Source organism: Xenorhabdus mauleonii (assembly GCF_900113945.1).
Classification (GTDB): domain Bacteria; phylum Pseudomonadota; class Gammaproteobacteria; order Enterobacterales; family Enterobacteriaceae; genus Xenorhabdus; species Xenorhabdus mauleonii.
Map to the genome: position 1 here is coordinate 19812 of NZ_FORG01000015.1, position 20756 is coordinate 40567.

Annotated in this window: 20 protein-coding genes; 10 read left to right on the forward strand and 10 right to left on the reverse strand. The window is 40.7% G+C overall.

Annotated elements, in window-relative coordinates; genetic code table 11:
• Positions 1 to 208: 208 nt before the first annotated feature.
• The 7 genes from radC (at position 209) to BM100_RS14190 (ending at position 6342) form a co-directional block, all read left to right on the forward strand.
• Complete coding sequence (radC, locus tag BM100_RS14155) at positions 209 to 886, forward strand: RadC family protein (protein WP_092512038.1); 678 nt, start codon at positions 209 to 211, stop codon at positions 884 to 886.
• 277 nt (positions 887 to 1163) lie between these two features.
• Entirely contained in the window at positions 1164 to 1400 is a 237-nt protein-coding gene (gene rpmB / locus BM100_RS14165) for a 50S ribosomal protein L28 (RefSeq protein WP_092512040.1), read from the forward strand.
• An 11-nt stretch (positions 1401 to 1411) separates the two neighbouring features.
• Positions 1412 to 1579 carry a 50S ribosomal protein L33 gene (gene rpmG, locus BM100_RS14170; RefSeq protein ID WP_092512042.1) on the forward strand — a complete coding sequence of 56 codons (168 nt, stop codon included), beginning with the start codon at positions 1412 to 1414 and terminating at the stop codon, positions 1577 to 1579.
• A gap of 159 nt (positions 1580 to 1738) precedes the next feature.
• Positions 1739 to 2857, forward strand: a complete 1119-nt coding sequence (locus BM100_RS14175; protein WP_092512044.1) for a glycosyltransferase family 4 protein — start codon at positions 1739 to 1741, stop codon at positions 2855 to 2857.
• 203 nt (positions 2858 to 3060) lie between these two features.
• Entirely contained in the window at positions 3061 to 4065 is a 1005-nt protein-coding gene (locus BM100_RS14180) for a glycosyltransferase family 9 protein (protein ID WP_092512046.1), read from the forward strand.
• A gap of 1 nt (position 4066) precedes the next feature.
• Positions 4067 to 5170 (forward strand): glycosyltransferase family 4 protein, encoded by a 1104-nt coding sequence (locus BM100_RS14185; RefSeq protein WP_092512048.1) that lies wholly within the window; start codon positions 4067 to 4069, stop codon positions 5168 to 5170.
• Positions 5170 to 6342: a glycosyltransferase family 4 protein gene (locus tag BM100_RS14190; RefSeq protein ID WP_092512050.1), complete on the forward strand. Its 1173-nt coding sequence runs from the start codon at positions 5170 to 5172 to the stop codon at positions 6340 to 6342. Before BM100_RS14185 ends, BM100_RS14190 begins: the two co-directional genes overlap by 1 nt.
• Before the next feature lie 73 nt (positions 6343 to 6415).
• On the opposite strand, the gene rfaL is transcribed toward BM100_RS14190, so the two are convergent.
• On the reverse strand, positions 6416 to 7663 hold the full coding sequence (gene rfaL / locus BM100_RS14195) for an O-antigen ligase RfaL (protein WP_092512052.1): 1248 nt from the start codon (positions 7661 to 7663) through the stop codon (positions 6416 to 6418).
• A gap of 116 nt (positions 7664 to 7779) precedes the next feature.
• On the opposite strand from rfaL, the gene mutM reads away from it, so the two are divergent.
• On the forward strand, positions 7780 to 8589 hold the full coding sequence (gene mutM / locus BM100_RS14200) for a bifunctional DNA-formamidopyrimidine glycosylase/DNA-(apurinic or apyrimidinic site) lyase (RefSeq protein WP_092512054.1): 810 nt from the start codon (positions 7780 to 7782) through the stop codon (positions 8587 to 8589).
• A 55-nt stretch (positions 8590 to 8644) separates the two neighbouring features.
• Here mutM and coaD read toward each other — a convergent pair whose 3' ends face one another.
• From coaD to rfaQ, 6 genes are all read right to left on the reverse strand, one after another.
• The gene (gene coaD / locus BM100_RS14205; protein ID WP_092512056.1) at positions 8645 to 9127 is read right to left on the reverse strand and encodes a pantetheine-phosphate adenylyltransferase; all 483 of its coding nucleotides are present in this window, start codon (positions 9125 to 9127) and stop codon (positions 8645 to 8647) included.
• Positions 9093 to 9914 carry a glycosyltransferase family 2 protein gene (locus BM100_RS14210; protein ID WP_092512058.1) on the reverse strand — a complete coding sequence of 274 codons (822 nt, stop codon included), beginning with the start codon at positions 9912 to 9914 and terminating at the stop codon, positions 9093 to 9095. The genes coaD and BM100_RS14210 overlap by 35 nt, the downstream gene beginning before the upstream one ends.
• Positions 9914 to 11191 (reverse strand): lipid IV(A) 3-deoxy-D-manno-octulosonic acid transferase, encoded by a 1278-nt coding sequence (gene waaA, locus BM100_RS14215; protein ID WP_092512060.1) that lies wholly within the window; start codon positions 11189 to 11191, stop codon positions 9914 to 9916. The genes BM100_RS14210 and waaA overlap by 1 nt, the downstream gene beginning before the upstream one ends.
• A 102-nt stretch (positions 11192 to 11293) precedes the next feature.
• A complete protein-coding gene (locus BM100_RS14220) occupies positions 11294 to 12397 on the reverse strand; it encodes a glycosyltransferase (RefSeq protein WP_092512062.1) in 1104 nt (367 codons plus the stop codon).
• Positions 12397 to 13524 carry a glycosyltransferase family 4 protein gene (locus BM100_RS14225; protein ID WP_092512064.1) on the reverse strand — a complete coding sequence of 376 codons (1128 nt, stop codon included), beginning with the start codon at positions 13522 to 13524 and terminating at the stop codon, positions 12397 to 12399. The genes BM100_RS14220 and BM100_RS14225 overlap by 1 nt, the downstream gene beginning before the upstream one ends.
• Positions 13521 to 14591, reverse strand: a complete 1071-nt coding sequence (rfaQ, locus tag BM100_RS14230) for a putative lipopolysaccharide heptosyltransferase III (RefSeq protein WP_092512066.1) — start codon at positions 14589 to 14591, stop codon at positions 13521 to 13523. Before rfaQ ends, BM100_RS14225 begins: the two co-directional genes overlap by 4 nt.
• 222 nt (positions 14592 to 14813) lie before the next feature.
• Between rfaQ and BM100_RS14235 the strand changes: the two genes are divergently transcribed.
• Both BM100_RS14235 and BM100_RS14240 read left to right on the forward strand, forming a co-directional pair.
• A complete protein-coding gene (locus BM100_RS14235; protein ID WP_092512068.1) occupies positions 14814 to 15773 on the forward strand; it encodes a polysaccharide deacetylase family protein in 960 nt (319 codons plus the stop codon).
• A gap of 218 nt (positions 15774 to 15991) precedes the next feature.
• Positions 15992 to 17116: a glycosyltransferase family 9 protein gene (locus tag BM100_RS14240; RefSeq protein WP_092512070.1), complete on the forward strand. Its 1125-nt coding sequence runs from the start codon at positions 15992 to 15994 to the stop codon at positions 17114 to 17116.
• 352 nt (positions 17117 to 17468) lie between these two features.
• On the opposite strand, the gene BM100_RS14245 is transcribed toward BM100_RS14240, so the two are convergent.
• From BM100_RS14245 to rfaF, 3 genes are all read right to left on the reverse strand, one after another.
• A complete protein-coding gene (locus tag BM100_RS14245) occupies positions 17469 to 18635 on the reverse strand; it encodes a glycosyltransferase family 4 protein (RefSeq protein ID WP_092512072.1) in 1167 nt (388 codons plus the stop codon).
• Between the two features lie 88 nt (positions 18636 to 18723).
• Positions 18724 to 19698 (reverse strand): lipopolysaccharide heptosyltransferase RfaC, encoded by a 975-nt coding sequence (gene rfaC / locus BM100_RS14250; protein WP_092512074.1) that lies wholly within the window; start codon positions 19696 to 19698, stop codon positions 18724 to 18726.
• Positions 19698 to 20750, reverse strand: coding sequence for an ADP-heptose--LPS heptosyltransferase RfaF (gene rfaF / locus BM100_RS14255; protein ID WP_092512076.1), 1053 nt, complete (start codon positions 20748 to 20750; stop codon positions 19698 to 19700). The genes rfaC and rfaF overlap by 1 nt, the downstream gene beginning before the upstream one ends.
• Positions 20751 to 20756: the final 6 nt, after the last annotated feature.

Sequence of the window (20756 nt, forward strand, 5' to 3'; positions counted from 1 at the left end):
CCTCTAGCTGCGGTACCTAAAAATAACGAATTTGCGAAGCGCTGCGCAGGCCATGAATATGGGGCTGGCGGTGAATTTTTCATCATGGGATATTGAGCGGGAAAATATTGCGGTGAGGGAGTCAGCCACCGGGGATTAAGGATGGTGGTTCATTAATGGGCATTATGGGATGGCCTGGATGGGACAAAGGATATGGAGAGTGAATATCATGGAAACAGACGATGAATTGCATTCAAATCTTGCTCCTCGGGAGAAATTACTGGCTTATGGTGCCATTTCCCTAACAGACGCTGAATTGTTAGCTATTTTTTTGCGCACAGGAACCCGGGGTATCCCTGTCGTGCAAATGGCAGAGAATTTACTGAAATCATTTGGCTCTCTTTATCATCTATTAACTGCCGATTATGCTGATTTTTGCTCCCATAAAGGCATGGGGCAATGCAAATATGTGCAATTGCAGGCAGTATCAGAATTGGCAAAACGTTTTTTCTCCGGTCAGTTTATTCATGAAGATATCATGAGTAGCCCGTCAATGACCCAGAGTTACTTACAGAATTTATTGTCTTGGCAAGATAGGGAAGTCTTTGTGGTGTTATTTTTGACGAACCAAAATAAAGTTATCTGCCATGACGAAATGTTTAAAGGAACGATAAACAAAGTTGAAATTCATCCGCGTGAAATTGTGAAACAAGCGGTTAAGGTTAATGCCGCTGCAATAATTCTTGCCCACAATCACCCTTCGGGCAATCCGGAGCCGAGCTTGGCAGACAAATTAGTAACAGAAAAAATTATTGCTGCTTGTGATTTGGTTGGTGTTAAGGTTTTGGATCATATAGTCATTGGTAAACAATATTGTGTTTCATTTCTGGAAAGAGGTTGGATTTAAAACGTTTTTTTAACGATCCGGTCAGATCTTAGTTGTTCGGGACTTGAGCATCGGCGAATGAGGGCGTATACTACGCCACCTTTGAGGATCTTGGGTTTGGCGAGAAGAGCCTATCTCAGTAGCTTTTTTACTGATAAATTGTGAGTCTTTTCAGTGACAGTCTTTTCGGTAAAGACGTTTTTTCGGTACAAAAATGTACTGAGATGGGCTCCTAAGCCTGACGAGGCGGCCACTCCCAATACGAAGCTCGAGCTGATTTGATTTTTGGAGAATAGACATGTCCCGAGTCTGCCAAGTTACTGGCAAACGTCCAGTGAGTGGTAACAACCGCTCGCACGCATTAAATGCGACTAAGCGTCGTTTTCTGCCTAACCTGCACTCTCACCGTTTCTGGGTTGAGTCTGAGAAGCGTTTTGTAACTCTGCGTGTATCTGCTAAAGGTATGCGTGTGATTGACAAAAAGGGTATCGATACAGTTCTTTCTGAACTGCGTGCCCGTGGTGAGAAGTACTAAGGAGCTGAAAAATGGCTAAAGGTATTCGCGATAAAATTAAGCTGGTTTCTTCTGCCGGTACTGGTCACTTCTATACCACTACGAAGAACAAGCGTACCATGCCTGAAAAACTGGAACTGAAAAAATTTGATCCAGTTGTTCGTCAGCATGTTATCTATAAAGAAGCTAAAATTAAATAATTTTAGTGGATTGAAAAAACCCAGCGATGCTGGGTTTTTTTATGCCTATTGATAAGGTTTCGAATGCCTGAGACAAATCAGGTTATTCGTAGACGTAACCCATTGTTCAGTTATACTACGCCTTTTTCATTATTAACCATCGGGCGTGACTGAAGGAAAATGGCTAAAAAGACCTTGAATATCTTACACACAGAATCGTCGTGTGGCTGGGGAGGACAGGAGATCCGTATCCTGACCGAATCTCAGGGCATGATACAGCGTGGTCACCATGTGGTTATCGTTTGTTGTCCTACTTCCACCCTTTATCGTGAAGCCCATCGTTATGGCGTACCTGTTATTGCGCTCCCGATAGAAAAAAAGCGTCTTGCTTGCTTGCAGGCAATGCGTCGCTGGCTAAAGACGGAAGGTGGTCAATTTGATGTTATTAATACACACAGTTCTACTGATTCCTGGCTGGTTGCTGCGGCATGTGCCACATTGAAAGACTCCCCTCCGGTTGTCCGTACACGTCATGTTTCCACCCATGTGTCTAAATCTATAGCAACGCGTTGGTTGTATCTGAATGCCAGTCAGCATATTGTGACTACGGGTGAAAAGCTGCGGCAATACTTGCACACACATAATGCTTATCCACTCTCCCATATGACTTCTGTGCCTACAGGGATCGATTTGACTCGCTTTCGCCCTGAAAATAAGCAGCAGAGCCGTCAACGTATCGGCATCAAGGATAAACCCACGCTTGGCATTGTTGCCACCATGCGAACTTGGAAAGGGCATCGTTATCTGCTTGAAAGCTGGAAAACCCTTCATCAGCGTTATCCAGACTGGCAGTTGTTATTTGTGGGGGATGGTCCACAGAGAAAAAATCTCGAGCCACAAGTTCAGCAGGAAGGATTGAACGAGAGCGTTATTTTTCTTGGCAACCGGCAGGATGTTCCTGATTGTCTGAATGCAATGGATATCTTTGCCTTACCTTCGTTTGGCAATGAAGGTGTGCCACAAGGTATCATGCAGGCAATGGCGTGTGGATTGCCTGTTGTCTCGACCTCTGTAGGGGCTATTGCAGAGGCTGTAATTGATGGGGATACGGGATACGTTATTGAACCCAAGCACGTCGAGCAGTTAACGGAAAAATTAGAATTTCTGATGAATGATGATGAACTGCGTTTGCGAATGGGAAGTACTGCATTGGGGCGGGCTACGGACTTATTTGGCATGGATAATATGTTAGAAAAAATGGAATCTATTTTCTATCAGAGTATAGAAAATAAGCGTTGATGAGCAGCCACTTAAAATTTATCGGGAAATGATGCTAGCGAGCACTGATTAGCTGAGTTAATTAAAATATGATGATTTTGTTTTTTTGTTGCCGATGAAAGCTATCTGTCAGTAAATAGAACATTTAATTACTTTGCGATATAGTGTGTGCAATATAGAGTATTTAAGCCAGTGATTGAATTGATTATTTGATATTCATTATTATGCAGCCTAAAAATATTCTGATCATAGATATAGCCCGTATTGGCGATACCTTGCTGGTAACGCCGGTTATTCGTGCATTGAAAGCAAAATGGCCGTCAGCAAATATTGATGTATTGGCGCATAAAAAAACAAAAGAAATACTAGAACACATTGACACGATTAATGAATTGAAGGCTTTTTCAAAAGGTAAGGCCAAGTGGTGTGGGTGGTTTTCTCGCCAACAATACGAATTGGCGCTAGTTTATGGTCACGATAAATCACTGGTGCAATATGCCAAGCGTAAAGCAAATTTGACCATTTATTTCTCGGATATTTCTGAGAAAAAATCACATGAATATACGGTGGCAAAACCTTTGCAACTTATGCTGGCACAGCAGGAAAGGGCACTGCTGTTAAATGTTCTGGGGGTTGAAGTAAATGATTGGCGTTTGCAGTATTGTGTCAATCCAGATGAAGAGGAATACGCCAGAGATTTTCTTCAGCGGCAAGGATTGGTTAATCAATTGCGGATAGGCTTTCAGTTACAGAGTTTTCCGGCTAAAGCTTACCGTGACTGGCCAGTTGAATACTTTCACGAGCTTGCCCAGCGTATTTATTGTGATTACCCGCATGCGCATATTTTGTTGTTGGGCAGCAAAGAGGGTGAAGAGAGTGCCCAAAAACTGGCTGACAAACTGGGAGCAAACAGATGTACGTCGTTGGCGGGTCAAACAACAATGCGGCAGAATGCGGCAATCATGAGCCAACTCGATCTATACATTGGTGTGGATACGGGAACGACTCATCTGGCAGGGGCATTGGGGATACCTATGGTTGCTTTGTATCATAGCTTTCATCCGGGCCGTTTTCTTGCCCCCCAGCAACATCCCAAGTTAATGGTAATTGAACATCCGGTAGATTATCAGCAGGCAACTCGTCAAGACACAATGTCAGCAATAGCGGTGGAGCAAGTTTGGCATTCTGCAAAGAGACTGCTGGAAAGTAAACGAAAGGATAATGAATAAAATGAAAATAGGGTTTATCGATGTTACCGTTACGATGTCTTATGGCGGAATTCAAACGGCTGTTTGGGAGTTGGCTAAAGCGTTGACAGATGCGGGGCATGAAATCCATATTTTCGGCGGCACGGGGGATGTTCGACCTGCATTGGGTGATCGGAATATCCATGTGCATACATTCCCCTTTACCCCCAGGGAGCGGGTAATTAACATTGGGCGCCGTTTTCAACGCATTGTTGAACGTTACTCTTTTGCCCGGCATGCCCGCGAAACGGTGATTGCTGAAGAATTTGATTGGGTGGTTTTAACAAAGCCCTTTGATTTTTTCTGGCCCAGAATGATACCTGAAACCTCTCATACAAAGTTTTGCTATATGAGTGGTGGCACCAGTTTTTTTAAAGGGGATCGCATCTTAGGCAAAAAAATATCCGCATGGGTTGCATGCAGCCATTTTAATGCCTGGCAGATACAGCATCATTTTAAGCAATTCCCAAGAGTCATCTATAATGGTGTAGATATTGATAAATTCAAGCCTGCTGACTCTGATGTCAGAACCCGACTGGGTATTAGTGAAGAAACATTTTTGTTAACTTTTGCTGGTAGATTGGTGGGTTGGAAAGGCATGAAGGTGGCTATTGATGCAATGGCTTTGCTGCGGGAGCAGGATGTGAAGCTATTGATTATTGGTCATGGTGAGAATTTGCAGTCACTGAAAAAGCGGGTTTCCGATCTGCGGTTGGAAAAATCTGTTATTTTCCATCCGTCAGTCAATCATGATCAATTACCTGAGTTTTATGCTGCGGGAAATGCGGGTATTTTTCCCAGTATTGGTGATGAAGCATTCGGCATTACAATTGCTGAAGCGATGGCATGTGGACGCCCCGTGATCGCCAGTTATATTGGTGGGATACCTGAAGTCGTTGGCAATGAGAATAATGCAGGTATTCTGGTCGCCCCGGGAGATGCCAAAGCCATTACTGACGCAGTCAATCATCTTTTATCCTTGCCTGATAGAGGAAAACGTATGGGCGCATGTGCTCGCCAGAGGATTGAGTCCCTGTATACTTGGGAACATTCTGCTATTCGTTTATTGAGTGCCATAAAAAAATAATGAAAATAGCCTATATTGATCCTTATCCAGTGCCTGATTACCGAGTGGCCTCATTGCAGATTTTGCAAAATGTAGATGCTTTTGCGCGTCAGGGGCATCATGTGTGTCTAATCACGCCGAAAGGACAAAATTGTGTTGAGGAGATCATTGATAGGCCATTGCCACCTTCTGTGGAATTAATCTCTTTGCATAATATTCGTAGGAAATGGTATTTCCCGCTGAATACACAGAAATTGTTTTATTTTCAGGTAACGAAATGGCTTAAAGAACATAAGATTGATGCCATTTTCACCCGCAATATTAAAATGGCAAACTATTTGTTGTGCAAACATCCGGAAATCCCTCATTTCTTTGAAAGCCATGAAATATTCGCTCAATCATTTAAAGAATCCCATGATTTGCTAAGACGCCAAAACCAACGCAAATATCAAAAATTGAAGAAAATTGAACGGCAGGTTTATGGTAAGTCTCAGGTTATTTTTACCCTGACTTCGTTGTTGAGGGAGGATATCTATCAGGAATATGGTGTGAAAACACCGATTGTCGTGGCTCCTGATGGTGTTGATATACTGGCGGTTGAGTCGGTGCAACAAACACTATCTGGCGGAGAAAATAAACGTCCAACCCAAGTCTTGTATCTGGGAAGTTTACATCGTTGGAAAGGGGTTCCTACGGTGTTGAAAGCGATGTCTTACCTCGATGATGCTGTATTGAATATTGCAGGTGGTACTACCGAACAGATCTCAAAATTGAAGCATACCGCTAAGCAGATTGGTGTAAGTGATAAAGTTAATTTCCTCGGTTTTATTCAACCTAAAAATCGTTTTCAGGTTATTGCCGATAGTGATATTTGTGTTCTGCCATTGACAAAAACCAGCATTGGCAGCCGTTATACATCCCCTCTCAAACTTTTTGAATATATGGCAATGGGCAAACCTGTTGTTATTTCTGATTTCCCTTCCATTCGAGACGCCGTCGATGAAAGGGCCGTCAATTTTGCTGACAGTGAAAATGCAGAAAGTTTTGCTGAGCAGATCCGATGGTTGATTCATCATCCTGTTGAATTGGCAGCAAAAGTTGATCATTCTCAACAATTAATTACGGCACGCTTTAACTGGGATCAGCGTGCAAAACTGATTACGGGCGTGATGGCAGAAAAATTATCCCTGTGATTATTAATTTGAAGCAAATGATGTGCATAAATCCAGCCCAAAACATTGGTGATGTATGGGCTGGATTTATTGATTAGCCAGCCTTTTTATCGGTGGCTTTTTTGGATAGCGCAATCATTAAGCCAAATAAGATACCTATTTCATTAATATAGGCATTTTCAAAAGCACCTCTAACGATGAATAACCCAATAAATGCTGTCAGAAGAATAAGTCCAGCTTGTTGAATAATAGCGCTATGTTGCCGGATGATTGCTCTTCCGGTAAATAATGCTGAAAATGTCATCAATAGTGTTGTTATCAGGCCGAAAATACCAGCTGAAAACCAAAGTGACAAAAAGACATTATGTGGGCCAATTGAAGTTCTGAACGTCCAGTCAGGGTAATCGGCTACGCGGCTATTGTATATTTGATGATAAATTTTATTGCCAAAACCATATCCTTTAATTGGATTTTCCGTAATCAAAGACCAAGCTGAGCCCTGGGTTCCATTATGATAGCGATAACTGCTGTCTGTTTGGGTAAGTTTATGGAGTAGTAGCTGAGTGTTGGGATTGGAAGTGGCTGACCAATGTGTTATTCCAGCTAATAAGCTCAGACATATCGTTGCAGCAATGGCAAGTTTCCATTCTCTATTAATGGCAATGATTAATACGGTGGCCACTGCAACGGCAACCCAGGCACCGCGAGCCAGGGTTCCGAGCAATAAGAATAGGCTAATTGCGGAAGAAGCCATCAGTAGGAACCAGCTTAACAAAGAATGCTTTTTCCATAACGCCCAGCTGCATAGCAATACAGGGAAATAAAAAATAAATCCGTAGGAAAATTCACGATGATTAAAATTCGTGAATGGCATTTCACCAGTGGTATGGTAATTGATAATGTATTTCGCAATATCTGCCAGAGAAATAGCAACCATGCCGGCGATAAAAGCAATGAGGATCATTTTCGCGATATCTTTTTTGCTCTCTCGATAAAGCACAATGGGAAAGGTAACGCTGAATATTAGCAATCCATTCAAGATAGGCTTGTTCATTTCTTTGAAACTCAGCGCAGGATCGATGGATATCCCGACAGAATAGAACATAGCCAAAACAAACAGCACAATGGATAAGAATAGATGACTGCGCAGAGTGCTGATTACTTGGCGATAATCTTTTACCAAATAATATAGCGCGGTTATGCCGATCAGGATCATGACAAGATTTTTATACCTTGTGATATCAGGGAGATATACAAGAATAATGTACAACCCTACAATGGATAAGTTCCACAAGGATTTCTTGTTGTTATTAAGGTCAAAAGCATTTTTTATATTAAGCATAGTGATTAACCTGTTTTCTCAACTATCCCATCAAATCTGGCTGCAAATAATACATGAAAACGGTATTGTTATCTGCTTAGATGTAACGCTGTAGATAAATTATTCAAGGAGTCGGTATGCCGGAGTTGCCAGAAGTGGAAACCAGCAGGAGAGGGATTGAACCTCATTTGGTTGGTAATGTTATCCAATATGTCGAGGTCAGGAATTCGCGTTTGCGCTGGCCTGTTTCCGAGCAGATCATGAAACTCTCTGAGAGGCCGGTTCTCAGTGTCCAGCGGCGGGCAAAGTATTTGCTTCTTGAGCTGCCTGAAGGATGGATAATTATTCACTTGGGAATGTCTGGTAGTTTACGCATTTTGTTGCATGAACATCTGCCGGAAAAACATGATCACGTCGATTTGGTTATGGCTGATGGTAAAATTCTCCGTTATACTGATCCCAGACGCTTTGGCGCATGGCTATGGAGCGATAATCTTGATGAGTGCTCCGTACTGACTCACTTAGGCCCAGAGCCTCTTTCTGAACAATTTGATGGTGAATATCTATATTCTCTTTCCCGCAATAAAAAAACTGCCATCAAACCTTGGTTGATGGATAACAAAGTTGTTGTTGGTGTTGGAAATATTTATGCCAATGAAGCTTTGTTCGTTGCGCGCATCCTACCTGAGCGTCCGGCGAGTTCACTGACACAGCAAGAAGCCTATTTACTGGCTGATATTATCAAACAAATTTTACGCCGTTCTATTGAACAAGGCGGAACGACGCTGAAAGATTTTCTGCAATCAGACGGTAAACCAGGATACTTTGCTCAGGAATTGTTTGTTTACGGCAAAAAGGGTGAACTTTGTCCGCTATGTGGTGAAAAAATTGAGAGTATAAAGTTGGGGCAGCGTAGCACGTTTTTTTGCCGCCAGTGTCAGCATTAGCAATATAGGGGGCGGAGAATGATAGTTGCCCCCGATAACCCGTTCACTGGTCGTATTACTTGCCTAATTTTTGTAACATTGCGTGTTCAACGGGTTTAGGCAGGAAGGATGAGACGTCGCCACCATGATATGCAACATCCTTGATTAAGGATGATGAAACAAAAGACAGTTTCTGAGATGGCAATAAAAAGACACTTTCCAATTCCGGCGTAAAGTGGCGATTCATATTGGCAAGCTGGCACTCATACTCAAAATCAGAAACAGAGCGCACGCCACGAATCAAAATGGTCGCCTGTTCTTTTCTGGCAAAATTAGCCATGAGTTCACTAAATCCAACAACTTCGACATTCTCCAAATGAGCTGTGACTTCTTTTGCTAATGCAACACGCTCTTCCAGATTGAACATCGGTTTTTTTCTGTCGCTGTTGGCGATAGCCAGTAATACATGATCAAACATGTTTGCGGCGCGAGTGACGATATCAAGGTGACCGTAAGTGATGGGATCAAAGGTGCCGGGATAAATCGCTTTTCTTTTCATTTTTTTTACTCTTTGTTTGAGTCAGTTCCCAAAGTGCAGCATATTTATTGAATGTATATTGGGCATTTACGATTGCCAATATTAACCCTTGCTTACCATCAAGAAACCCAGCCCTTAACAGCCAGGTTTTACAGAAGGCACCTAATGTATGGCTTATGATAGCAAAATAATGGGTTTTTCTGCCTTGCTCATAACGATGTTTCGCCCAATCCCTCGCATAATTCAATTGTTTTTGCTGAAATTCCATTAAATTGCGGCAGGTTAGATGACGCAAATCACCGTTTAGTGCCACGATGGTTGCACCTTGAGTATCAAGGGATTCATGAACATGATTGTCATTATATTGGTAATGTTCACGGCGATAGAGGCGAATAACCCTATCAGGATACCAACCGCTGTGTTTCATGAATCGCCCCATAAACAGATTGAGGCGAGCACAGCTATAGACTTTATTACTGGTATCCGGGTCAGCATCCGGAGCTGCCAGAATATGCTCGATAGATGCCCTTAACTCTGGCGTTACGCGTTCATCGGTATCGATCATAAAAACATAATCACCGCTGGCGTAGGATTGTGCTAGTTGCCGTTGGCGCCCAAAGCCGGGCCATTGTGTATTGGAGTAAACTTTTGCTCCCATCTCACGGGCTATTTGGCAGGTTGCATCTGTACTGCCGGAGTCTAACACGATGATTTCATCTGCCCAATTTACGGAAAGCAGGCAATCGGTAATTAAATCGGCTGAATTTTTGGCAATCATGACCACTGACAGGCGTTTTTTGGCATTCATCAATGGCTCCTTGGCGGGAGATAAGGTTCCAGTAATTTTAGTAAGCGCTGAAGAGCCCCTTGATTCTCGTGCAAAACCTCTGCGGCATGGTGCCCATAATAGCGGCGATAGTCTTCGTCTGTCAGCAGGCTATAAATGGCTGAATTTAACGATTGGCTATCAGTGACAGTAATGAGCCCATCAGCTTTGTCCAACTTGGCACAGATATCTTTAAAATTGAATGTATGCGGCCCCATAATCACCGGGATAGCATGCGCTGCTGCTTCCAATGGGTTATGCCCTCCACGCTCTACCAAGCTGCCACCGACAAAAGCCAAGTCAGCAATGCCATACAGGAGCATTAGCTCACCCATGGTATCCCCAATAACGACTTGCGCATCGGCATCCGGAACCGTTCCGGTACTTCTCAATATCGCGTTCAATCCGGCTTTTTGCGTTAACTCTGCAGCTTTGCTGAAGCGTTCAGGATGGCGAGGAACCAAAATCAGTAAAAGATCAGGAAATTGCTTAAGCAGTTTACAATGGGCTTCCAGGATAATGCTTTCTTCACCATCATGGGTACTGGTTGCTATCCAGACGGGGCGATGGGGAGCCCATTGGCGGCGTAATGTGAGAGCTTTTGCTGCCAGCTCAGGTGTAACGGAAATATCGAATTTAAGGCTACCCGTCACTGAAAGTTGAGAGCGTCTTAATCCTAGTTCGATAAAACGTTCGCCATCTTCCTGATTTTGCGCAGCGATTAGGGTTATTTTATTTAAGATGGTTTTGATAAAACCGTTAATTTTCTGGTATCCCGCTGCCGAACGGGCTGATAAGCGTGCATTGGCGATAACCAGAGGAATTTCACGCTGGTGCAATTGTGTGATCAGATTGGGCCACAGTTCAGTTTCCATAATGATCACCAACTTGGGGTTGATGTTATCTAGAAACCGGCTCATTGAGCCCGGTAAATCGTAGGGAAGATATACATGGTTAACATCAGCCCCAAGTGCAGATAGAACCCTCTCAGAGCCTGTTGGCGTCATGGTGGTGATAGTAATGGGCAAAAAAGGGTAATGATGCCGCAAGATCCGCACTAATGGAATGGCGGCCAGTGTCTCTCCAACAGAAACGGAGTGAAGTAAAATTCCCCCTGGAGTCACCTTCTTGGCACAAAAACCATAACGTTCTCCCCAGCGTTTACGATACGCAGGGGATTTGCGGCTGCGCAGCAGCAGACGTAACCAGATAATGGGCTGGATAAGGTAGAGAAGTACCTGATATAAACGAAGCAACATTCTATCAAATTCACTGACATAGACTGCGGGTATAATATCACATTGACTCGAAGAAAGTGTGTAAAATACAACCCTGTTTAGCCATAACCAAGCATCGCTTGGCTATTCCTCTATTAATTCAAGATATTGTTTCTGTATATAGCGTGCATCAAACTTGTCATACATATCATCTGTGATTAGTGGTGGCGAATCGTAAACGAGCTGTATTTTTTTTGCCAAAGCATCGGGATCGAGAGCGGACAGATATTGTCCCAACTCACCTGTCATTATTTCCCTGACCCCTCCGGGGCAATCTGTACTGACAACAGGGGTATGGCATATTAACGCTTCAATTAAGACCGTTGGTAACCCTTCGCTATCTGAGCTGATAACAACCGCTTTTGCATCATTGATAATAGGGTGCGGATTAGCATGGAAACCAGCCAAAATGACTTTATCATCTAACCTATGCTCATGAATTTTCATTTTGAGCTGTTCTTCCATTGTTTTTGTGCCCTGCCCCACGATGAGCAGCTTGCATGGAATATTAGCCTTTGCAAATGCATCAATTAGCCTATCCTGGCGTTTTACTTGATGAAAACGTCCAACATGCAATATGTAATCCAAACCATGATAAGGATTTGTTTCTGATGCTTTTTCTCTTATTTCGGTAAAGTCAAAAGGGTTATAGATGGTTTTTAACTTCTGGGGCTGTATCGAAATATTTTTTAGCAGATCGTCACCAACTGCATTGGAGACACAGACGAGCTTTCTATTTTCATAAACTTTTTTTATTTTTTCTTTTTTTATCCAATAAGAAAGCCCGCTTTTATTGCTCAAATAGGATTGAGAAAAAATGCCGTGAATACAATGCCATACATTGCATTCTTTTAATGTTTTTGATTTGACGACAATACGGTCAGTTTTATGAAGATTAGAAACCACAAGAGCTGGCTTGCCTTTTTGTTGGAAAAGCTCAAGTAACACTTTATCCATTTTTTTTGCTCTACGGCTTATCTCCTTAAGTTTTCTCAATGGTCCTTGGTAATTATCTGCACTGACAATGTAATGAATCCCTTCAGGTATGATGTAATCCAACTGAGTATTGAGTGAAAGTAATGAAATTTGATAGCCCGATTTATTCAAACCAGACGCAAGGCGAAGAGTTACGTTTTCAGCTCCCCCGCCAGGTAATCCGTCAATAATAAAAAGAATGTGTTCTTTCACTATGCTAAAACTCGTTGATAAAGTTCAGTTAACTGTCGAGATAAATTTTCAGGCGTGACTGTCATTATTTGATTTCTGGCTGCAATAGACATATCTGTTCCAAATATATTATCAGGGATACCATGGACTGCATCCCTTAATTTTGCAATATCAAGGGCATCGCAGATAAAACCGTTCTTCCCTTCGGTGATAAATTCCGCTCCTCCGCAGGTTGTGCTTGTAATGACAGGCAACCCACAAGCCATAGCTTCCAGAATCACATTGGGGAATGGATCGTAGAGTGTGGGTAACAATAAAGCATCAGCCAATTGATAAAAGGGTAAAGTATTTTTTTGTAATCCCATAAAGCGGATACGGTGATCACATCCCAGCGTTTTTGCCATTTCCTGATATTTTTTCTGTTCTTTGTCTTTGCCTATGACTAATAAATAACTCTCTGTTTTTGCCACGGTTTGAATGGCTACTGATAATCCTTTTCGTTCAAATCCAGAACCGACATAGATCAAACACTTGGCAGCGAGTGGGATTTGATATTGTTGTCTGAGTTGCAAACGCAATTGTTCGTCGGCAGGAAAGAATTTTGTGTTATCAATAGAATTATAGATGACGGCGATTTTATCTTCGGCTACGCCAAATTCGTCGATAATTTCTTTTTTCACCATTTCGGCGTTACAAATCACCTTTTTTAATGACGGATCTGCATACATTTCAGCTTCTGCATTCATCACATAGCGGTGATATCGATCGTTTAACAGCCATTTCGCTTTCCATGCTGGCAGGATACGTGCGCGCTGAAGCAACCAACGTTTATGTACGCCATCTCCGGCCCGATAAATGTCGCAGCCAGCAATGCGTTCATGGCTTTGAACTAAATCAAACTGTTCTTGTTGCCATAATTTTCGCGCTGATTTGGCAAAACCTTTTTCGCGACTGATTCTTCCATATTTAATCGGGTCACAGAGATGAATCCGCCAGTTGGGATTATTTTCTCCCAACCAAGAACGTGTAATGACATTAAGTTCAAGTTGTCCGTGTTCCAGCGCTTCCAGAGCCCTTGAAATAAAACGTTCAGCCCCGCCATCTGGGCGGTATTTTTGGCGAACAATGGCTAAACGCAATGGTTTCATGAAATATATTTCCTTGCTGCTGAAATGACGGCGTCTACGGGGATAAGATCTAAATAACGTTTATTTGTGTGAGTTTTTATGTCGTCTGGATGAGGAATATCACCATAGTCACCAGCCCAAATGACTTCGCCAATAGATTCCCAAGGTTTCCAGAATGTTAGCTTAGATGGACCAAATAACGCTATGCAAGGTGTTTTTAACGCAGCAGCCATATGCATGGGTACTGAATCTACGCCAATAAATAGTTTAGCTTGATTAATTAGAGCGGCAAGTTTAGGTAAAGTTAACCTTCCTGCGAGAGAGAGGATCTTTCCTTTATTATCATGGCAATATGCAATAATGGTTTTTACCATCTCCAATTCTCGCTCATCAGGCCCAGAAGTAATAATAATGTTATGTCCATCATTCAATAATGAAGTTATCACTTCTGCCATTTTCTTCTCATCCCAACATTTAAAGAACCATCGAGATGTCGGTTGGATAACAATATATTGTTCTGAAAAATTATGTTCAGTGAGCGTGTTATTTACCCAATGTAAATCCTCACTGTCATAGCTCATTGTTACTTTAGTAATGAGGGAGGGGAGTTGCAATGGCTTCAGGATAGAAAGGTTTTGCTCTACCGTATGTAGAGAATCATGGTCATCGGTAGAAATAATGTCAGTGTGGAAAAAACGCCATTTCCAATTTTGTCTTTTCGGGAAATCAAGGGCCAGACGAGTGGGCGCACCTGTGAAACGAGCGATAAAGGCACTCCGCCATTGATCAGCAAGATTAACAACTAAATCATAGTGTTGCTGCCGCAATGCTTTTAGCAGCTTCCATTCATGGGATAACTTTTTTCTTGTGCCCAATTGCTTCCATTTTCTATCTATCGAAAAAATACGGGAAATCTCTGTTGAGTTTTCCAGCATAGGTAACGTTTCTTGATAAAGCAGTACATCAATTTTGGCATCTGGATAGTGAAAGGCGAGCGTGCTGATAACGGGAGTTGTCAGTAACATATCACCATGATGTTGTAGTTTTATCACCAGAATTTGTTTAACTTTTTTGTTTTTTGAAGCCATGTGCTCAGTTCTTTAGAATATCTGTGTAAATGGTGATCTGAATGTGAAAGTCATAGCGTGTTAATCTTTGTGAACATCAATCAATAGATGCTAACTTTGGCAAAGCCATTGTGCCGGATAGAGCTTACATTTTATCAGATAGTTATCTTTCTCTAATTGCGCTATTTATCTGCTATGCGTACCATTAAGGCAACTATTATTATCACACTTTGGTGCATATCCATGTCATTACCTGCTTTTATTATCACGATCGACACCGAAGGTGATGATCTGTGGCAGAACCGCGAAAAAATCTCGACAAAAAATACGCGTTATCTACCAAGATTTCAAAATCTCTGCGAACGTTTTGGGTTCAAACCTGTTTGGCTAACCAACTATGAAATGGCAATGGATGATCATTACATCGAATTTGCTAAAGATGTGATTGCCAGAAATACGGGAGAAATTGGTATGCATTTGCACGCATGGAATAGTCCTCCCATTGTTCCTCTCACGGATGACGACATGCATTATAAGCCTTATTTGATTGAGTATCCGCAAGATCAAATTAAAGCAAAAATTGATTTTATGACCAATCTGTTGGAAGAAAAACTTCAGACTAAAATGCTGAGCCATCGTGCTGGCCGTTGGGCATTCAATGAATATTATGCACAATTATTGCTCGAATATGGCTATCAGGTGGATTGTTCCGTTACTCCAAAGATTAATTGGAGCTTAACTAAAGGCGATCCTAGCGGAAAGGGTGGAACCGATTACAGTCGTTTTCCAACCCATGCTTATTTTATGGATCTTCAGGATATATCCAAAGAAGGAGATTCTTCTTTGTTGCAAGTGCCAATGAGCATTCAATATAAGCACGCTCCATTAATGAATTTTATTAAGCAACAATATGATTATTTGCGAGGCAAGCTGCGTTCACCATCGGTCAATTGGTTACGTCCAAAAGGTGGAAATTTGGAACAAATGAAAGAAGTGGTTCAGAAAACATTAGTGTCTGGCAGTGATTATGTTGAATTTATGCTGCATTCATCTGAATTTATGCCGGGCGGGAGCCCGACTTTTCAGAATGAAGAACGGATAGAGCAGTTGTATCAGGATTTGGAAGGGTTATTTGAGTTTTTGAAACCATTGGTGCAGGGAATGACATTGGCGGAGTATTATCAATTAATATATGAGCAATGATTTTCTCTTCCATTAGCTATTTTGTAACATAAAGAAAGAGAAGTTAATATTCATGGATGAATTGCATCATAATTAATTGATTGATTTTATTAGATAAATAAAATCATCTTAAATTATTAATTAACATTATTTAGCTAAGAGCATCTTTTTTGTTTAAAATATAAAGGCGGATTGCTTAATATACGCTCACTGTTAATAATTTAATTTAGGATAATTTTATGAAAAGAAAAAGATTTTCAACATTAAGAGCTTGGAATCGCAAGCGAAATTATCTGATGAAAGATTTTAGATATTATATGCGGTTACTTGTTGCGAAACTTATTTGGGATAAGAATAGGAAAAATTCTTTCGATATTAATATCATCGAGTCTGTACTGTTATTGCGTAATGAGGGAAAAATTGGTGATATGATAGTTGATACTATCTTACTGAGAGAGCTGAATAAGTCAGGGTATCAGGTCGATGTATTGGCAACGATAACCAATAGTATTATATTAAAGCATAATCCCTATATTAGAGATATCTATCTTGCTGATAATATTGATACACCATCTTTTATAAAAAGCTATTTTCATAATATACCTGAAGAAACTATAAATATTCTAAAAAGCAACAATTATGATCTTGTCATTGATACATCTTTGTTTGATACTCCTATTCACAGATTGAAGTTATTTAAGAAAATAAATGCAAAAAATGTAATTGGATTTAATAAGGAGAAATGGTTAAATTGTTATACTAAGAACATATGTTTTGATTTTAATGAAAATCATGTGAAGTTGACATCCAGAGAAATAATGCATGCCTTGAATAAAAGTGTTAGTAATTTTAATTATGATTTATATTATCCAGGAGAAATAGATATTAAGACCCAAGAGATTATTAATGAATTAAAATCAAAATCAAAAAGAGTTATTATTATAAATTCTTTCGCAGGGGATGCTGAACGTTGTTTGTCTAGAGTTCAGATTAAGAAAATAACAGAAAAATTAAGATTTATCTATAAAGATATCAGTATGGTTTTTTTGGATCATGAGAATAAAATTGATATGACTGAATTCCCTAGTGTATATAAGTACCCATCTGAATCATTATATCATACCATGTCTATTATATCACAAGCGGATCTTATCATATCGCCTGACACATCTATTGTTCACATCTCTGCGGCATATAAGAAGCCATTAATTGCAATTTATCAGGATTTTAAATCAAATAAAAAATTATGGGAGCCTGGATATGATGAAGCAATTCAAATATTAGCAATTAATGGAAAGTTGCACGAAAATGAAGATATTGATGACATTATTGTTGAATCAGTAAAGACAATATTTCCAGTGTAATAAATTACCATCAGTATGATTCTATTTTATTTTTTATTTCCAAGTTACAAATATTATGAACATCATACCTATAGGCATATTATTGTTTGAAATTAATAATCTTCTGTTTGATGAGCACCCATTAAATGGTAAATTATCGACATGGTTGTCAAGAGATAACCTGTTGTGAGTGAATTGGCGTAGCGTGAGATTTTACCATCAATGATGGTTCACAATCGAAAGAATAATTAATAAAGTTTACTTATTGACAAGTGAGTATTTATTTTTAATATAATATGAACTTGAAAGTTAACGATCACTGAATAAGTGATCGTCATTCACATTTCAAAACCAATAGTAATAATTCACCTTGCTATTTCGGTTGTGAATTAGCTATTTCATCTTTTATAATCTGATGAACCTTAGATATAAAATCATCATTATTATGATTGTTCTTAATATAATCAACTGCTTGTTTAGCAAGTTCTTCTCTCTTAGTATCATCTTCCATTAATTCGCGAATGGCTGAAACGAATAAATCTATTTTATCAAAGCCATCCCCTAAAACATCACCTACATGAATACCAAATTTTGATGTTAAATCATCAGGATTACGGTTACTAACTAGTAAGGTACCAAATGATAAAGCCTCAAGAAAAGAAACGGGTAAAGCTTCATGAATTGAAGTGTTAACTAAAATCTTTGCATCACGTAAAAACGCATTTTTTCTCTCACCTTCAAGATGTCCAGTGAAATGTAAGTTATTTATTTTTTTATAATCTGCCATTATTTCATGGTTTTTATCATCATCTCTATATATTTTTCCTAACACATAAAAATCATATTCAGGCATTTTTTTTGCAATTTCACAGAATAACCAACCACGTTTTACTGATGCAATTCTGCCTAAGAATATAATCATATCCTTTTTTTTATGAGTAGTTACATCAAAACTCTCATCAATGTCGATAGGATTTGGAATATACTCAATATCAACGTTTGAATCTAGTTTATATAAATCTTTAGCTTTATCATTCAAACAATAAGCTTGTGATATAAATTTAACTCTACCTTGCTTGTACCAATCATGAACTAAATCATAGATTTTTTGATTATAATAAGATGTTTCAGGAAAAAGTTTTACAGTGAATATTTCATCCCATTCATACATTGGACGAGGATCTTGAATCCATAATATTAATCTTTTATCCTTATTGGGTTCATTTTCTATAACATGATCATATGTTAGTTCAACACTAAAGTAGATGTCATAATTTTTCTTTTTTAGCCATTGGCGAGCAAACCACTTCCTGCGAGGAAGTTTATAAAGAGAAATATTATCTACAGTATGTTTTTCTGCTGAAAAATGATTTTTTCCTTTCCCTAGTAGAACATCGATTTCCAATTCCTTATTTGGCAAGTACTTAGCTATATAATTACGTGCTAAATAACCATAACCACCGAATCTAGTATTAGCGGCACCGAAAAATTCATCAACAATTAACCCTACTTTGATTTTGTCTTTGTTATTAATTTTCATAAAACCTTCATATTCTTTTAGTCACTGGGAGTCATATCCACAACTTGAATTTATAAATTTATCCTATGTGGATTATCTAAAACCGCACTTATTTTGTTGGTGTAGAAATTTCTTTCAATAATTGCATAACCTCCAATGGCCCAACACCCTGCATCGTACAATCCACGGACTTCAGGGGATATTGCTCTTTCCCGTATCCCCCAATCAGTCCCGGATCTGTCGGCCCAAATAATGTAATGTTGGGCCGATCAAGTGCCGCGGTCAGGTGGCTCAACCCGGTATCAACGGATACCACGGCTTTTGCACCAGCAAGGACTCGAGCAACTTCAGCAAGTGTTAATTTCGGCAGGATATCAACATGGGAAAATCCTTCGGCTAGCCTGATTGCCCGTTGGTGTTCATGCTCTGCGCCCCATGGCAGTTTGATTCGCATACCTGTTGATTCGATTTCCGCGATAAGTTGTCGCCAATGATTTTCAGGCCAATGTTTTTCATCGCGAGTTGTTGCATGGAGAAAAACCAGATAGTTGCTTTGGTTTCCTGTTTTTTGGTTCAGGAAATGGCGGGCAATGGCGTAATCACCTTGCTCCAATGGTTTTTTATAACCCAGACTTTCAGCAAATAAAATTCGAATGCGTTCAACGGCATGCTGTTGTTTGCTGACCGCATGACAATGGTCGTAAAAGAAGCTTGCAAGGGGTTCTCGGATGTTTTTTTTGTCATAACCGTGTTTAGGGCCGTTCGCCAGTCGAGTCACCAGAAAAGCACTTTTTAACAGCCCCTGAGCATCAATGATTGCATCATATTGGTGTTGTAGCAGTTTTTGCCGGAATAGAGCACGCTCTTGGCGAATGTCTTCTCTGAACCAATTTTTCCGCCAACGACGGATGGCGACAGGAATGACGTTTTCTACAGCATCGTGCCAAGTTGGAATTTGCGCAAATCCTTCTTCGACCACCCAATCAAATTTAATATCAGGAAACTGATTTCTTGCATCAGTTAATGCCGGTAGAGTATGTAGCACATCCCCCATTGAAGATGTTTTTACCACTAAAACACGCATTAATTCTGGTTCTCCGGTCGTAATAATTTCTCTAACGAAGCTAAAACCATTTCAGGTTGGATATCTATCAAACTTTGGTGATAACCACCGTCACTGTCACCTTTCCTGATTTTGTGGTACCCCGTGATCAAACGGATCACTTCGGCTTTATCGGAGAGCGGAGGAGTGAAATCTGGACTACTTGGGCCATATAACGCGACTAAAGGACGGTTTAAGGCTGCTGCAACATGCATCAAGCCAGAATCATTCGTTACGACGGCGTCACAGGCTGCGATGATATTAACGGCTTGCTCAAGTGAGGTTTTCCCTGCCAGATTGAGGCATTCTGCACGGGCATCATCGCTTAAGAGTGCACGAATATCTTCCCCGGCTTGGTGATCTTTAGCTGAGCCAAACAGCAATACCTGATAGCCTTTTTGAGTGATTAACTCTTCGGCGAGAGCGGCATAGTGATAATGAGGCCAGCGTTTGGCTGGACCGAATTCAGCTCCCGGACAAAAACCAATAATCGGGCGATGATCAGCAATATTGAATGCCGTGGTTGATTCTGCAATCTCTTCGTCATTGACACTCAACTGTGGCCATAACAGCGGTTGTGGAAGATCTTCAGCACCACGAATTTTCTTTCCTTCGTACGCGAGAGCCACATAGCGTTGAACCATCAGAGGGAAGGCACTTTTATTCAATATCCGGATATCATTCAGCAACCCATAGCGCATTTCACCGCGCCAGCCTGTACGTAGTGGGATATTGGAGAAGAAAGGCACCAGTGCAGATTTGAATGAATTGGGCAGTACGTAGGCTCGGTCGTATTTATTTTCCCGTAATGCGACGCCAAGCCGACGGCGTTCCCCCAAAGCAAGGGCACCATGACCAAGTGGCATGGCTAATGCTTGATTCACTTCCGGCATTTTTGCCAGTAATGGACGGCACCATGCCGGCGCCATCACATCAATTTCTGCATTGGGGTACAAAGCTTTCAAAGTGCGGTAGAGGCTTTGTGACATCATCATGTCACCTACCCATGATGGGCCGATCACCAATATCTTCATAGAAGT

Coding starts and splice junctions, on each gene's coding strand:
- BM100_RS14240 (WP_092512070.1), top strand. CDS start 15,992: ATGAAAAGAAAAAGATTTTCAACATTAAGAGCTTGGAATCGCAAGCGA.
- BM100_RS14235 (WP_092512068.1), top strand. CDS start 14,814: ATGTCATTACCTGCTTTTATTATCACGATCGACACCGAAGGTGATGAT.
- BM100_RS14180 (WP_092512046.1), top strand. CDS start 3,061: ATGCAGCCTAAAAATATTCTGATCATAGATATAGCCCGTATTGGCGAT.
- mutM (WP_092512054.1), top strand. CDS start 7,780: ATGCCGGAGTTGCCAGAAGTGGAAACCAGCAGGAGAGGGATTGAACCT.
- rfaQ (WP_092512066.1), bottom strand. CDS start 14,591: ATGGCTTCAAAAAACAAAAAAGTTAAACAAATTCTGGTGATAAAACTA.
- coaD (WP_092512056.1), bottom strand. CDS start 9,127: ATGAAAAGAAAAGCGATTTATCCCGGCACCTTTGATCCCATCACTTAC.
- rpmG (WP_092512042.1), top strand. CDS start 1,412: ATGGCTAAAGGTATTCGCGATAAAATTAAGCTGGTTTCTTCTGCCGGT.
- BM100_RS14175 (WP_092512044.1), top strand. CDS start 1,739: ATGGCTAAAAAGACCTTGAATATCTTACACACAGAATCGTCGTGTGGC.
- rfaF (WP_092512076.1), bottom strand. CDS start 20,750: ATGAAGATATTGGTGATCGGCCCATCATGGGTAGGTGACATGATGATG.
- rfaC (WP_092512074.1), bottom strand. CDS start 19,698: ATGCGTGTTTTAGTGGTAAAAACATCTTCAATGGGGGATGTGCTACAT.
- BM100_RS14185 (WP_092512048.1), top strand. CDS start 4,067: ATGAAAATAGGGTTTATCGATGTTACCGTTACGATGTCTTATGGCGGA.
- rfaL (WP_092512052.1), bottom strand. CDS start 7,663: ATGCTTAATATAAAAAATGCTTTTGACCTTAATAACAACAAGAAATCC.
- BM100_RS14225 (WP_092512064.1), bottom strand. CDS start 13,524: ATGAAACCATTGCGTTTAGCCATTGTTCGCCAAAAATACCGCCCAGAT.
- BM100_RS14245 (WP_092512072.1), bottom strand. CDS start 18,635: ATGAAAATTAATAACAAAGACAAAATCAAAGTAGGGTTAATTGTTGAT.
- rpmB (WP_092512040.1), top strand. CDS start 1,164: ATGTCCCGAGTCTGCCAAGTTACTGGCAAACGTCCAGTGAGTGGTAAC.
- waaA (WP_092512060.1), bottom strand. CDS start 11,191: ATGTTGCTTCGTTTATATCAGGTACTTCTCTACCTTATCCAGCCCATT.
- BM100_RS14190 (WP_092512050.1), top strand. CDS start 5,170: ATGAAAATAGCCTATATTGATCCTTATCCAGTGCCTGATTACCGAGTG.
- BM100_RS14210 (WP_092512058.1), bottom strand. CDS start 9,914: ATGAATGCCAAAAAACGCCTGTCAGTGGTCATGATTGCCAAAAATTCA.
- radC (WP_092512038.1), top strand. CDS start 209: ATGGAAACAGACGATGAATTGCATTCAAATCTTGCTCCTCGGGAGAAA.